Source organism: uncultured Roseobacter sp. (assembly GCF_947491795.1).
Lineage (GTDB): Bacteria > Pseudomonadota > Alphaproteobacteria > Rhodobacterales > Rhodobacteraceae > Roseobacter.
Genome location: NZ_CANLKW010000001.1, coordinates 986,198 through 999,725 on the forward strand (window position 1 = coordinate 986,198; position 13,528 = coordinate 999,725).

At 61.7% G+C, this 13,528-nt stretch carries 13 protein-coding genes; 3 read left to right on the forward strand and 10 right to left on the reverse strand.

Features of this window, described 5'->3' with window-relative positions; translation table 11 throughout:
- Window positions 1-117 precede the first annotated feature (117 nt).
- Window positions 118-396, forward strand: coding sequence for a hypothetical protein (locus tag Q1A34_RS04870; RefSeq protein WP_300031518.1), 279 nt, complete (start codon window positions 118-120; stop codon window positions 394-396).
- 144 nt (window positions 397-540) lie between these two features.
- On the opposite strand, the gene mraY is transcribed toward Q1A34_RS04870, so the two are convergent.
- The 8 genes from mraY to Q1A34_RS04910 all read right to left on the reverse strand — a co-directional run bounded on the left by mraY (window position 541) and on the right by Q1A34_RS04910 (window position 10,004).
- A complete protein-coding gene (mraY, locus tag Q1A34_RS04875; RefSeq protein WP_300031520.1) occupies window positions 541-1,662 on the reverse strand; it encodes a phospho-N-acetylmuramoyl-pentapeptide-transferase in 1,122 nt (373 codons plus the stop codon).
- 9 nt (window positions 1,663-1,671) lie between these two features.
- Window positions 1,672-3,102 (reverse strand): UDP-N-acetylmuramoyl-tripeptide--D-alanyl-D-alanine ligase, encoded by a 1,431-nt coding sequence (gene murF / locus Q1A34_RS04880; RefSeq protein ID WP_300031523.1) that lies wholly within the window; start codon window positions 3,100-3,102, stop codon window positions 1,672-1,674.
- Window positions 3,099-4,580: a UDP-N-acetylmuramoyl-L-alanyl-D-glutamate--2,6-diaminopimelate ligase gene (locus Q1A34_RS04885; RefSeq protein ID WP_300031526.1), complete on the reverse strand. Its 1,482-nt coding sequence runs from the start codon at window positions 4,578-4,580 to the stop codon at window positions 3,099-3,101. The genes murF and Q1A34_RS04885 overlap by 4 nt, the downstream gene beginning before the upstream one ends.
- An 18-nt stretch (window positions 4,581-4,598) precedes the next feature.
- Window positions 4,599-6,374: a penicillin-binding protein 2 gene (locus Q1A34_RS04890; protein WP_300031530.1), complete on the reverse strand. Its 1,776-nt coding sequence runs from the start codon at window positions 6,372-6,374 to the stop codon at window positions 4,599-4,601.
- Window positions 6,371-6,733 (reverse strand): cell division protein FtsL, encoded by a 363-nt coding sequence (locus Q1A34_RS04895; RefSeq protein WP_300031533.1) that lies wholly within the window; start codon window positions 6,731-6,733, stop codon window positions 6,371-6,373. The genes Q1A34_RS04890 and Q1A34_RS04895 overlap by 4 nt, the downstream gene beginning before the upstream one ends.
- A complete protein-coding gene (rsmH, locus tag Q1A34_RS04900) occupies window positions 6,733-7,725 on the reverse strand; it encodes a 16S rRNA (cytosine(1402)-N(4))-methyltransferase RsmH (protein WP_300031536.1) in 993 nt (330 codons plus the stop codon). Before rsmH ends, Q1A34_RS04895 begins: the two co-directional genes overlap by 1 nt.
- 3 nt (window positions 7,726-7,728) lie before the next feature.
- Window positions 7,729-8,232 carry a division/cell wall cluster transcriptional repressor MraZ gene (mraZ, locus tag Q1A34_RS04905; RefSeq protein ID WP_300031540.1) on the reverse strand — a complete coding sequence of 168 codons (504 nt, stop codon included), beginning with the start codon at window positions 8,230-8,232 and terminating at the stop codon, window positions 7,729-7,731.
- Window positions 8,233-8,930: 698 nt separating this feature from the next.
- Window positions 8,931-10,004, reverse strand: coding sequence for an Mrp/NBP35 family ATP-binding protein (locus Q1A34_RS04910; RefSeq protein ID WP_300031543.1), 1,074 nt, complete (start codon window positions 10,002-10,004; stop codon window positions 8,931-8,933).
- Window positions 10,005-10,228: 224 nt separating this feature from the next.
- Between Q1A34_RS04910 and Q1A34_RS04915 the strand changes: the two genes are divergently transcribed.
- Together Q1A34_RS04915 and Q1A34_RS04920 are read left to right on the forward strand one after the other, a co-directional pair.
- Window positions 10,229-10,456 (forward strand): DUF1127 domain-containing protein, encoded by a 228-nt coding sequence (locus Q1A34_RS04915; protein ID WP_300031546.1) that lies wholly within the window; start codon window positions 10,229-10,231, stop codon window positions 10,454-10,456.
- Window positions 10,457-10,995: 539 nt separating this feature from the next.
- A complete protein-coding gene (locus tag Q1A34_RS04920; protein ID WP_300031549.1) occupies window positions 10,996-11,580 on the forward strand; it encodes a hypothetical protein in 585 nt (194 codons plus the stop codon).
- A gap of 60 nt (window positions 11,581-11,640) precedes the next feature.
- Here the strand turns inward: Q1A34_RS04920 and Q1A34_RS04925 are convergent, their stop codons facing one another.
- A complete protein-coding gene (locus tag Q1A34_RS04925; protein ID WP_300031552.1) occupies window positions 11,641-12,900 on the reverse strand; it encodes a PQQ-dependent sugar dehydrogenase in 1,260 nt (419 codons plus the stop codon).
- Between the two features lie 151 nt (window positions 12,901-13,051).
- Entirely contained in the window at window positions 13,052-13,408 is a 357-nt protein-coding gene (locus Q1A34_RS04930) for a c-type cytochrome (protein WP_300031554.1), read from the reverse strand.
- Window positions 13,409-13,528: the final 120 nt, after the last annotated feature.

Consider the following 13,528-nt stretch of genomic DNA (forward strand, 5'->3'; position numbering starts at 1 on the left):
AGCCGACACTGAGCGGTGCAAGTGTTAGGAGCCAGAGATCAAAGAATTCGATCTGTAAAGATCTTTGCTTGTCTTTACCCGGTTGGTATCCAGCAGAAGTCATAAAGGATAAAATCAGTGCATGATTGGTTAATAGAAACCATTAAAGTCGATTGGGAAAGCGGAGATGTACGAATCCTTTTGTCGGCGTTTGGTCAGCCGAAAGAAATCCGGGTAAAGGGCTTGTGCTCTCTCATTGTTCCGCGGCGGTTTGATTGGGGTCCGAGTGAGTACGTGAACGGCACAGTTGGACCGGAAGTTCTCGAAAACGGACACTCTGTTTTAAAGATTGAAATCCAATCCGGGGATCAGATTCTCGTTGAAGGCGAAAAAATACTTCTTCCGAACTGCGACTGAGGTCAGAATACACAAGCCGCTGCATCTGCATAGTGTTCGTTGCACCAAGGGCATCCCCCGGCCCTGGGTGGGGGTAAAGCCCCCTCCCGGGGGGAGGGTCGGGGGCTGCCCGGCGTAGCCGCCGGGTGAAAGGCGGATGTGGGTTTACCGCACCTTGAGCGTCGCCAGTCCGATCATTGCGAGGATCAGGGAGATGATCCAGAAGCGGATCACGATGGTGCTCTCGGACCAGCCCTTTTTTTCGTAGTGGTGGTGGATCGGCGCCATCAGAAAAACACGTTTGCCGGTGGCTTTGAAATAGGCGACCTGGATGATGACGCTGAGCGCCTCGACCACAAAAAGACCCCCGACGATGGCCAGCACGATCTCGTGTTTGGTGGAGACGGCAATCGCCCCCAGAGCGCCCCCCAGCGCCAGCGATCCGGTGTCGCCCATGAAGACGGCGGCGGGGGGCGCGTTGTACCACAAAAAGCCCAGCCCCCCGCCAAAAAGCCCGGCGGTAAAGATCAGAATCTCGCCCGTGCCGGGCACGTAATGCACATCCAGATATTCGGTAAAATCGACGCGGCCCACCGCATAGGCGATCACACCCAGGGTGCCTGCGGCGATCATCACCGGCATGATGGCCAGCCCGTCGAGCCCGTCTGTGAGGTTGACTGCATTGGCCGAGCCCACGATGACGATCATGCCGAAGGGGATAAAGAAAAGCCCGAGGTTGAGCAGCACATCCTTGAACACAGGCAGGGCCAGGCGCGCAGAGAGGGGCTCGTAATCCGCCACGCGGGCGGCCAGTTCGGCATCCGCCAGACCGTGCACATACATGGCGGCAGAGGTGGCCACGCCAGCAATGACAAAGCCCGCCAGCAGGCGCACGCGGCCGGGCACACCCTTGTGGTTGCCCTTTGACACTTTGGCGAAATCATCCGCAAAACCGATGGCCGCAAAGGCGAGCGTGACGCCCAGAATGATCCAGACAAAGGGGTTGTCGAGCCGCGCCCACAACAGCGTGGAGGTCAGCAGCGCGCCGACGATCAGCAGCCCGCCCATGGTTGGCGTGCCCGCCTTGGCAAAATGCCCCTCGGGGCCGTCATCGCGGATGGGCTGGCCCTTGCCCTGGCGGCGGCGCAGCACGGCGATGAGCGGTTTGCCAAAGAGAAAGCCAAACACCAGCGCCGTCAGAAAGGCCCCGCCCGCGCGGAAAGTGATATAGCGAAAGAGGTTGAAAAAATCCCCCCCGTCCGACAGCAGCGTGAGCCAGTAAAGCATGGTTAATCCCTATTCCACGTCCAGCGGGGCATGTCCCATTTTGCGGATGGCGTCAACGATCAGCGCCAGTTTCATGCTGAGCGATCCTTTGGCCAGAACCACGTCGCCGCTGTCCAGATGTCGTTTGAGCCGGGGCACGGCCTCGGCAGCGGTGGCGAACCACTCGCCGCGCTGTGCCTCGGGCAGCAGGTGATAGAGCGATTTCATCAGCGGGCCGATGCAGTGGATCACGTCGATCTGCTGCGTGGCGGGCAGATGGGCAAGACCTGCGTGCAGGGCCTGCGCGTCCGGTCCCAGCTCTTTCATGTCGCCCAGAAAGGCGATGCGCCGGCCCTTGGAGACGCGGCCGATGTCGTGTTTTACCTCTGCTGCGGCCAGCACTTCGAGCGCGGCTGCCATGGAGGTCGGATTGGCGTTATAGCTGTCATCAATCAGATCGAGGGTCATCCCGGTCTCGACCGCATCGAGCAGGATCGTCTCGCGCACGCCGCGCCCCTTGTAGGGGGTCCAGCGCCCCAGTGCGGCGACGGCCAGCGCCATGTCGAGCCGCAGTGCCGCCATCACCGCCAGCGCCCCCAGCGCGTTGAGGGCAAAATGCCGTCCCGGCGTGCTGAGTTTATAGAGCAGCGGCTCCTGGCCCATGGTGGCCTGGACCACGGTGCTGTTGCCCTGAAGTGTCGCCCGCACCAGCCGGAAATCATGCCCGTGCTCGCCAAAGCCGATGTCCCGCAGCTTGCAGTCCAGGGCCCTGGCCATCAGGATCGCGGAGGTCTCGACATCGCTGTTGAGCACGGCAATACCGCCGGGCACCACACCCTCAAAGATCGAGGCCTTTTCCACGGCGATCCCGGTGATATCGTCAAAGGCCTCCAGATGGGCGGCGGCCACGGTGGTCACCAGCGCCACATGGGGTTGGGCCATTTTCGACAGGGGGGCGATTTCGCCGGGGTGGTTCATGCCGATCTCGATGACAGCAAATTCGGTGTCCGCGGGCATGCGCGCCAGCGTCAGCGGCACGCCCCAGTGGTTGTTATAGCTGGCGACAGATGCATGGGCGCGGCCTTGATAGGACAGCATGGCCAGCAGCATCTCTTTGGTCGAGGTCTTGCCGACACTGCCGGTAATGCCTACAACCTGGCCCTGCATACGCGCGCGCCCTGCCCGGCCCAGATCTTCAAGGCCTGCCAGAACATCGTCCATAATCAGCAGCGGTGCGTCGGCGGGGACATCATCGGGCACATGGGACACCAGGGCAGCGGCGGCCCCTTTCTCCAGCGCCTGAGCCACAAAATCGTGCCCGTCGCGCACGTCCTTCAGCGCTACAAAAAGATCGCCAGCCTCCAGAGTACGGGTATCAATGGACACACCCGTGGCGGCCCAGTCCGTTGTGGCGCGCCCGCCGGTGGCAGCGGCGGCCTCTGCTGCGGTCCAGAGTGTCATGCGAACCTCCCGTCCAGTGCAGAGACGGCCACGCTGGCCTGTTCCGCGTCATCAAAGGGCAGCACATCATCACCGACGATCTGGCCCGTCTCGTGCCCCTTGCCCGCGATGAGCAGCGCGTCGCCCGGCCCCAGAGCGTCGACACCGCGCAGAATGGCCTCGGCCCGGTCGCCCACTTCCAGCGCGTCTGGGGCGCCCAGAAGCACCGACGCGCGGATGCTCGCCGGGTCCTCGCTGCGCGGGTTGTCGTCGGTGACGATGACCAGATCAGCGTGATCCGCCGCCGCCTGCCCCATCAGCGGCCGTTTGGTCGCGTCCCGGTCCCCGCCCGCGCCGACAATCGCCACCAGCCGCCCCAGAACATGCGGGCGCAGGGCGCGCAGGGCCGTCTCTACCGCATCAGGCGTATGGGCATAATCAACAAAGACAGCCGCCCCGTTTTCTCGGGTTGCGGCAAGCTGCATCCGGCCACGGACCGTTTCGAGATCTTCGAAGGTATCAAAGACATGGCCCGGGTCCTCGCCGCAGGCGATGACCAGTGCGGCGGCCATCATCACGTTTTCGGCCTGGAATTCCCCGATCAGGCCCAGGCGTTTGACATAGGTTTTGTCCAGATGGCGAAAGGCAACCGTCTGCCCGGTCGCATCGACAAGGATGTTGCCCAGATGAAAGTCGCCGATCCGCCGTCCGACACTGACCACCGGGCAGTTGCGCGCTGTTGCGATGGCCGCCATGTCTGTGCCCCGGTCCGCTTCGATGTTGATCACGGCTTTGGCGTCTTCGGGCAGGACCCGCGCGAAAAGACCCGCCTTGGCGTCAAAGTAACCCTCGAAGGTTTCGTGATAGTCCAGGTGGTCCTGGGTGAAATTGGTAAAGCCCGCAGCGCGCAGCGTCACGCCATCCAGCCGGCGCTGGTCGAGCCCGTGAGAAGAGGCCTCCATCGCGGCATGGGTCACCCCGTTGGAGGCCGCATCCGCCAGCGCGCGGTGCAGCGTAATGGGATCGGGCGTTGTGTGAACCAGAGGCGCGGCCCAGGCCCCTTCAACGCCTGTGGTGCCCAGATTGACCGCCGAATGACCCAGCAGCGTCCAGATCTGGCGCACAAAGCTGGTGACAGAGGTTTTGCCGTTGGTGCCGGTCACCGCGACCAGGGTTTCTGGCTGCGCGCCGAACCAGAGTGCTGCGGTGCGGGCCAGGGTTTCGCGCGGCGCGGTGGTGACCACAAGTGCCGCGTCGCTGCTCTCCAGTGCGTCGCGGGCCAGTGCGGCGCCCTCAGCATCTGTCAGAACGGCGCTTGCCCCGGCCTCCAGCACCGCATCTACATAGGCGGCACCGTGGGCCTTTACCCCTGGCAGGGCGGCAAAGAGATAGCCCTCGCGCACCTCGCGGCTGTCCGAGGCGAGCCCCGTGATCCGCGGGTTGCGCCCTTTCGCGGCAGTGAGCCCGAGCGTCGAAAGCAGTGTCTGGTCTTCGCGCATGGCCCCCGCCTTTTGCGATCAGTTTGAGGTCAGCTTTATATCGGTCACGGGCGCGGGTTCAACGCCTGGTCTGAGACCCAGCAGCGGCGCGACGCGACGGATCATCTCGGCGGCGACGGGCACGGCTGTCCATCCGGCGGTGCGGCGCGGCTCGTCGCCGGTGGTATCGACCGGTTCATCGAGCGTGACAATCAGCACATAGCGCGGATCGTGGGCGGGAAAGACGGAGGCAAAAGTGGCGATCACCTTGTCCTCGTAATAGCCGCCCTGCGGGCGCGGTTTGTCGGCAGTGCCGGTCTTGCCGCCCACCGCATAGCCTTCGACCTCGCCAAAGCTGGCAGTGCCTTCGGTGACCACACGGCGCAGCATGCGGCGCGCCTCGGCAGCCGAGCGTTCGGTGAAAACACGCTCGCCCAGACGCGGGCCGTTCTGTTTGAGGATGGTGGGCTGCACCTTGTAGCCGCCGTTGGCAATGGCTGCATAACCGGCGGCCAGATGCATGGGCGAGGTGGACAGACCGTGGCCATAGGAAATGGTCATGGCGCTCAGCTCGGACCAGTTTTTGGGCAGGAGCGGCTTGCCCCCTGCGGCCTCGACAATCTCGAAACCGGTGGCCTCCAGCATGCCCAGCTTTTTGAGAAAGGCGCGCTGCCGCTCCACGCCGATCTGCTGGGCCAGACGTGCCGTGCCGATGTTGGAGCTTTTCACGATGATCTTGGAGACCGACATCTCGTTGCCGTAGTTGCGGAAATCCCGGATGCGGAATTTGCCCCAGCGCAGCGGGCCCCGGGTATCGATCACTGTGTCAGCATTCACCAGACCAAGGTCCATCGCCTGGGCCGCTGTGAAAATCTTGAAGGTCGAGCCCAGCTCATAGACGCCCTGCACCGACCGGTTGAACAGCGGGCTGTCAGAGGCGTCGCCGGTGGCCTCCGGGCGCGGACGGCGGTTGGGATCGAAGCTGGGGAGCGAGACGACGCTGACCACTTCGCCGGTGTGCACATCCATCAGAACAGAGGTGGCCCCCTTGGCATTCATCAGCTTCATTCCGCCATAGAGCACACGTTCGGCGGCCGCCTGGACGGTCAGATCCAGAGACAGCTGTAACTGGCCGTTGGCCGGGTCCCGCAGGTAGTCATCAAAGTATTTCTCGACCCCCGCAACGCCGATCACCTCGGCTGCGTTCACACCTTCTTTGCCATAGCTCGCCCCGCCCAGCACGTGCGCCGCCAGCGCCCCATTGGGGTAAAGGCGCATGTCACGGGCACCAAAGAGCAGACCCGGATCGCCGATCTCGTGCACGGCCTGCATCTGCTCGGGGCTTATTTTCCGCTTTATCCACAGGAACTTGCGGGTGCCGGTGAAGTTTTCCAGCAACTCCTTTTCGTCGAGATCCGGAAAGATTGCCACCAGTTCACGGGCGGCATGCGCCGGGTCCACCATCTGGGGCGGCTGGGCATAAAGCGCGTGGGTCTCAAAGTTCGTGGCCAGCAGGTTGCCGTGCCTGTCGATGATATCGGCACGTGCCGCGTGGATCACGGAACCGGGGGCCTCGGCGCGCGGCTCGCGCGGCTCGGACGTGGCCATCATGCCCATGCGGGCCCCGACGACCATAAAGGCGCACAGAAAGAAGAACCCGAGGATCAGCAGACGCCCTTCGGCCCGCTGACGGGCGTGATCGCGCATCTGTTCGTGACGGATATGGATGTTCTCGCGCTCGATCGCATCGGGGTTTTCGCCTTTGGCGCGCGCATCAAGAATACGGGCAAGCGGACGCAGGGGGGTACGGATCATTGCAGCACCTCTCCGGCCTGTTCCGCGCCAAGGCTGGAAACATCGACCGCATTTTCAATTTCGATAATCGGATCAGGGGGATAAGCGACCTGATCCACATTGCCAAACTGGTCAGGGCGCAGCGGCAACAAACCCAGCCTGTCAAAGTTGATATCCGCCAGATCGCGCAGACGGTCGGGACGGTTCAGATAGGCCCATTCGGCGCGCAGGACCGCCAGACGTTCATGCGCCTCGAGGATGTCCTGGCGCAGATCGCGCGTTTCGGCCAGCGCTCCCTGCGTGGCATAGTTTTCACGGTAGGCCCAGAACGCCAGACCAATCACACTGAGCGTGGTGAGGATATAGAGGAACGTACGCATCAGATCACCTCTCTGACCACCGGCATGCCGATGGATTTTGCATCAATGTCGCCCGCCGGAGCATCGGTGCGCACGGCGACCCGCAAACGGGCAGAACGGGCGCGCGGATTAGCGGCGGTCTCGGCTTCGTCTGCCGAAATGGCCTTGCGCGACGGTTGCGTGAACTGCGGCGCATCCCGGTGGGTTTCCGGCGCAAAGCGGTTGGCATTGCCCCCCGCCCCGCTCCGCGCTGTCAGAAAACGTTTCACCATCCGGTCCTCGACCGAATGAAAGGTCACAACGGCCAGCCAGCCCCCTGGTTTCAGCGCACGTTCCGCCGCCATAAGGCCCTGAAAAAGCTCCCCATATTCGTCATTCACCGCGATCCGAAGCGCCTGGAAACTGCGTGTTGCGGGATGCGACTGTCCGGGTTTTGCCCGGGGCAGGCAGCCTTCGATAATGCCCGCCAGTCGCAGGGTGGTGGAGATGGGCTCCAGCGCGCGTTCGCGGGCGATTGCCTTTGCAATTCGGCGGCTGGCGCGCTCTTCGCCGTACTGGAACAGGATGTTGGCGATGACCTCCTCTGAGGCCTCGTTGACGATATCGGCGGCCGAAAGACCTTCCTGGCTCATCCGCATGTCAAGCGGGCCGTCGCGCATGAACGAAAAGCCCCGTTCTGCCAGATCAAGCTGCATGGAGGAGACGCCGAGATCGAGCACGACCCCGTCCAGATCCGCAGCATAGCTGTCCATCGCAGAGAAAACGCCGCGCTGCTGCACCAGGCGGTCACCGTAGGCTGCCGCCCAGTCAGCGGCCATCTCAAAAGCCAGCGGGTCGCGGTCCACCGCAATAACGCGCGCAGCACCTGCATCCAGCAGGCCACGGGTATACCCGCCAGCCCCAAAGGTGCCATCGAGCCATGTGCCGGTAACGGGTGAAACGGCATTCAGGATTGCGGGCAGCAGTACGGGAATATGCGGGGCAGACCTGTCAGATTTGGCCGCAGCAGCCATGACCTACTCCCCTTGTTTCCCATCGAGGAATACCAGCGGATCAAAATCCTCCGGCAGCTCATCCAGCCATGCGTCGGTTTTGGCGGCTTCCTCGGCCTCGTAGGTTTCGGGCCGCCAGATCTGGAAAGTGTCGCCCGCCGCGATAAAGAACGCCTCTTTGTCGAGGCCGATCTTCTGGCGCAGCTTAGCCGGCAGCACCAGGCGGCCGGTTTCATCCACCGAGGTGGGGAAGGACTGGCCGTGAAAAAGGCGCTGGAGCATTTTACGCTCGATCGAGCCGCGCGGCAGGGCGTCAATCTTATCGTCCACCTCGTCGATGGCCTGCATGGTGTAGCATTCAAGGTAATTGCGGCGGTGGTCGCCATAGACAATGACCAGCTCGGGCGCATCGCCCGGGGTCCAGTTGGGATCGGCGGCCTCGATCACACGGCGAAAAGAGGCTGGAATCGAGACCCGCCCCTTTGTATCGACCTTGTGATGGCTTTCGCCTCTGAACCTGCGGCTCACTGCCTTTTCCCAACTTAAAGCGCTGCATTAAGTAGCGCGCGTATCCCCCTGCCGTAAAATGGAAACGGCGGGTTGATCTGCTGCCACTGATCAACCCGCCGCCCTCGTCCCGACTTTGCGGGGAAGTCCAGTCGCGCGCGCCACCTGGGGGGATGTCTGCTCGCTCGCGCGCCGGATCTCTTGGTCTGATGAAAGCGAGGTGCCTGTATGAAACCTGCTAGAGTTTTTATGTGCGTGGGGTCGTTTGGTGCCCCGGGCTCGTTCTCATCTGATGTAGAAAGGTATACTGTGGGAAAACATGGTACGGCAAGGGATTTTTGGTTACCGAATTGCTAAATCTTGTTTTCCAGCATTACCACAAACAAGATATTGAGAGGATATACCTCAAATTTGAGCATAAATTGCGCATATGGCCATCGTGCCTACTATATGTAGATCAAGATGGTTAACAGATATTTTCCCATATTTTCCCGGATTTCCGCCGGTTACAAATTTTAAAGTCAAGTGTTTCCATTTTGTTCCAGCCCGCAAAAGCCAGAATCAGCTGAAAACAGCAGAAATCATCGGTTTGATTCGGATTTCTGAGAGCCATGCGGCGTCAACGGCTGTGGACTCCCGCATCACTGCCCATGAATTCCCACGACAGGGTAGACACGGGCAGCGCAGGGAGGCAGACCCGTCGGGGAAAGCCGCCTGCTCTAGGCCATGCCGCCTTTGATCAGGCCTTCGGCGATGCGGGCATAAGCCTGGGCCATCGGGCCGTCACCCGCTGCAATGGGTGTCCCGCCATCGCCTGCAAGCCGCGTGTCCAGATCAATCGGCAGCGCGCCCAGCAGCGGTATGCCCAGCCTTTCCGCCTCTGCCGCGACCCCGCCCTGCCCGAAGATCTGATGCTCGGACCCGCAGTCCGGACAGACGAACATCGACATATTCTCGATCAGACCCAGCACCGGCGTTTTAAGTGTATCAAACATGTCCAGCGCTTTGCGTGCATCTATAAGGGCCACATCCTGCGGTGTTGAGACCACAATGGCGCCCGTCAGTTCGGATTTGGTACACAGTGTCAGCTGCACATCACCGGTGCCCGGGGGCAGGTCCACGAGCAGGACGTCAAGCTCGCCCCATTCCACCTGTCCCAGCATCTGCTGCAGCGCACCCATCAGCATTGGCCCGCGCCAGACCACCGCCTTGCCGTCCTCGAGCATAAAGCCGATCGACATCAGGGTGACACCGTGGGCGTGCAGCGGGATGATCGTTTTGCCGTCGGGAGAAGCCGGGCGTTTGTTAATACCCATCATGCGCGGCTGACTGGGACCATATATATCAGCGTCCAGCAGGCCGACTTTGCGCCCCGCCCGCGCCAGCGCCACGGCGAGATTGGACGACACCGTCGATTTGCCAACACCGCCCTTGCCGGAACCGATGGCGAGAATGCGCTGGACGCCGGTTGGTTTTGTGGGCCCCTCCTGGGGTTTGGGGTGGCCCCCGATTTTGAGGCTGGGCGGTGCCGGTTTCTTTTCAGCCGGGCCATGGGCGGTCAGTGCCACCGTCGCCTGGGTCACACCAGGCAGTGCGGCGACGGTCTGTTCGGCGGCATCACGCAGCGGCCCCATCTGGCGGGCGACCTCCGGGGTCGGTGCTTCAATGACAAAGCGCACGGTGCCGCCGTCAACAGTCAGCGCACGAATCAAATCATGCGCGATCAGGCTGCGCCCGTCGGGCAATGACACCTTTTCCAGTGCCGCCTCAATCTGGGCCTTTGTCACAGACATGCTCAATTTCTCCTCAAATGCGCCCGTTCAGATAGCACATGTTCCAGCGAACACCAGCATCCGGTCAAAAATGCCTAAACCTTTAGCAACATGCAAAAATTTACCCTGCGTCGCCCATGCATATGCTGCATAGCAGCATTGTATATCTGTGCATTGTGCACCCGCAGCATTTCCCTAAATATGGTTCACAACACACAGACAAGAAAGCTTGAACAATGGCTTACATGGAACAGACACTCGCGACAACAGACAGCCTGGGCGTCCGCGCTCTGGCAGCAGCTTCTGAATTCTTCGCATCCGCAGCAAAACGGTATGCGCGGTACAGCCTGTACCGCCACACCCTGAACGAGCTCAGCACGCTGAGTGACCGGGAAGCATCTGACCTCGGTCTGCACCGCTCCGGTTTCCGCCACCTGGCGTGGCAGACGGCCTGCGAAAAAGTTGCTCTCTGAGCAGCACGAGATCGGGTTTCCCACCTCCTCCCGGGAAATCTGACCAAAGGCGGCGGCATCTATCCTCCTCCCGGATGCCGTCGCTTGTGAACACAGCCCGCTTTGACGGGCACCGGCGGCGCAAACGCCCCGGAACGCGTTTCGGAAGTACCCACCTCCTCCCGGGTGCGACTGAATTCAGGCGGTGGCATTCATCCTCCTCCCGGATGCCACCGCTCCTTACGACGGCCAGAACGGCCACAAACGACCGGCGCTGTATCTTTTCCTCCCAGAAAAACACTGCCGGACATAAGAAAGCGGTCCCCACTCCTCCCGGGGGCCGCTTTTTTTGTGCCTTGCAGGTCTGACCCGGGCCAGAGGGCGCGCTTGACCAGGGCCGCCTGCGAAAATAGCATCTGTGACCTGCGCATATGCCGCCAGGCAACAGTGAGATACCCCCCGTGACAGCCGGTCCCAGCCGCTTTCTTCTACTCTTCATGCTCTGCACGGGCATATCGGTGCCGTCCGGGTCAGCTATCGCACAGAGCGGTCCGGCAACCGTGTACAGCGCGCCGGAGGATGGCGGCCCCAGACGTCTTGTCGTCACCGCGGGTGCGTCGAAACTGCATTTGAAACCACAGGCCGGGTCCGAAACGGCGCATGACGTATCACAGGGCGCTGTGCTGAAAAACCTCGGCTGCACACAGGAGTTGCCGGAGACCTGGTGCCATGTCGCCCCACTGCGCAAAGGCCCGGGCGGATACCTGCCTGCGGATCAGCTTGCGCCCGCGCGGGGGCCGGACGGCGTGGTGCCCCATGGCCCCGACACCAGCAGGACACGCGCCCGCAAAAAGGATTTTGATGCTGCGGACACCCTGCCCTGCGCGCAGGAACAGGGCCAGTCGTTTGGCACATGCCAAGCTGCCGTTGCCCGCAGCGGCGGCGGGGACGCGACAGTGGTTGTGACTTTTGCAAACGGTTTTGCGCGACAGCTCTGGTTTACCCACGGTGCGTTTATGCGGGCGAGCGCCACGATGTCCGGTGTGGGCACAGATATGGACTGGGAACTGCGCGAGGGGATTTACATGATCCGCGTCGACGACCAGCGGTTTGAAATTTCGCAGGCCTTTGTACTGGGCAACTGATGCGTTGCGCACAGGTCGGCTGCGCCGCCCCGAAAGGCCGCGCAGCCGGTTTTCAGAAGATCAGGGCGTAATCTTGTGGATCATCCCTTCGTCCACGGCCGCATAGAGGCTGCCGTCCGGCCCCAGAACCAGCGAGCGGAAACGCCCCGATTCCATCGGCAGGGTCATCTCTGTGACGTCCTCGACCTCGGTGCCGTCCTCTGTCAGCTGGATCACATCAATCCGCTGTCCCAGAGGCGTGCCCCCAAAGCCGATGCCCATCAGACCAACAACCATGGCACCGTTCCAGTCACCCCAGGCGTCGCCCTCGAGGAACGCCGCCGAGGATGTGCCCTGTGACCAACCGTTGTTGTTCCAGATCGGTGGCATGGCGTCCGGATAGGTTCCGAAATCCGTCATCGGCATCCAGGATGCCCGCGCAAACCGGTTTTCCCCCACCATCTGGTTCGGACTGTAGCCACAGTAGTTGTCCGGGCAGTCACCGCGTCCGGCCATATTCGGGCGCGGATCCCAGCCGGCGTTGCCGCCGTTACGCAGAACCGTGATCTCATCCGAATGCCAGGGGCCGTGCTCGGCGGCAATGGCGGCACCGGTTTCCGGGTGGAACGCAATCCCCTGAACATTCCGGTGACCGTAGGTGTAGGTGCGCTTGTCAAAGCCCACGGGCGGCGTGTTCTCTGCCGCGGGTGTGCCGTCGGTGTCAATGCGGATCACCTTTGACCCCATCATCGTCGGGCTTTGCGGCACCTGACCGTTGTGCGTGTCACCGGTCGTCAGATACAGATATCCATCCACCGGATTGAACCGCACGCGCCCGCCGTTATGCGCGCCCGGACCACCAAATGGGTGGTCTGATGCCTTCATCTTGTAGGGCACATCCTCAACAATATCGGTGCGCTCTGACAGGCTGGAGAAATCATCGCTGACCTCGAACCGCATCAGCCGGTTCGTGTGCGGCGTCACCATATTGGAGGTGGAGTAGACGTAGATGCGGCGGTTGTCGGCAAAGTCCGGATCGACGGCAACGCCCATCATCCCCGCCTGCCCCTCGCAAAAGAGGTCATCCGCACTGGAGCCATAGCCATCAACACCGCCCATGCCGAGGACGGCCTTTGTTTCGCCGGATGGCATCAGCACAGACAGGCCTTTGCATTTTTCGGTGTAAAACATCGTCCCGTCATCCAGGAACGCCATGTCCCACGGGTTTTCCAGGTCATCCAGCACCAGCGTGTGCGTCAGACTTGTCGTGTTCTGCGCCAGTGCCGGAGCGGCACAGACGACGGCACCGACGGCAAAAGCCAGCGCCCAAGAGCGTTGCATTGGTAACATATTTTCCTCCCAAAAGTATTCTGGTTCATCCTGCCCGAAGGATGTGGATACTGGCTAACGCACTGCCTCAGATCGTAAACGGTCGAAACTGTGAAGGCGGCCCGGCGCTCTGCGGCACCCCCGGCAGCCGGTCGCGGTCGCGCTATTCGAGCGATGCGACGAATGCTGAGATGTTGATAATGTCTTCATCCGAAAGTTTTTTGGCACGCGGCGCCATAAGGGGTGTGTTCGGTCCGAATTTTTCGCCCTTGCGGTATCTGGTCAGTTTGTCCGCCAGATATTCCACCGTCTGGCCCCGCAGCTTCGGATAGCTGGCCAGGCCCTTGGCCGTGGGGCCATGGCACCCCCGGCAGTCTTTTTTGTAAAGCACGGCACCTGCGTCGACATCGCCTGTCAGACTTTGCGCGCTGCTCTGGCTATCGTCATCGGCTGCATAAACGCCCTGCGCAAGAACCATCGAAACTGTCAGCGCCAGCGGCAACCTCAGAGATATCGGCATTCTTTTCCTTTCTGCCTGTCCGGCGTCGCTGCCGCACTTCGCGCAACAGTTGAGAAACCGATGCGCAGCAACCTGTTAACACTCTGGCAGCTTCCTGGAAAAAATCAACCTGTCCGCGAA